Annotated in this window: 1 protein-coding gene; it reads left to right on the forward strand. The window is 27.6% G+C overall.

Going from position 1 to position 392, the window contains the following annotated elements; all coding sequences use genetic code 11:
• On the forward strand, nucleotides 1-203 hold a 203-nt coding region (locus tag V2H77_RS00075), incomplete at its 5' end, for a helix-turn-helix transcriptional regulator (RefSeq protein WP_445935436.1).
• Nucleotides 204-392: the final 189 nt, after the last annotated feature.

Below are 392 nucleotides of genomic sequence, written 5' to 3' on the forward strand. Positions count from 1 at the left end.
AATGGGATATTATTTTCCTTTTCTTACAGAAATACACAAGAAAGCAAATTGGAACAATATTGAACCTTGATTCTAGTGTCATTGAAAACCATATGATCAGGATATATCACAAAATAAACATTAATTCCACTATTCAATTAGAAGAATATTGTCAAGTCAATAATCTCTATCACTATATACCTGAGAAGTTTTTATTAACTTAAAAGGCTTCTTCTACGGATTCAGTGGCTTTATTTCATTATGACTCGCGTCACTGATCATGCCTGAGGTACGAACAGAATTTTCTTTTGTTAAAATCTCAGGCATATTCAATATAAAAAAACACCTATTTTATTACTAAAAACAAATTTCAAATTAAAAAATAATCATTTAAAACTCTGTCGAATTAATAT

The sequence above is a fragment of the Photorhabdus sp. P32 genome, assembly GCF_038085095.1.
Taxonomy (GTDB): domain Bacteria; phylum Pseudomonadota; class Gammaproteobacteria; order Enterobacterales; family Enterobacteriaceae; genus Photorhabdus; species Photorhabdus luminescens.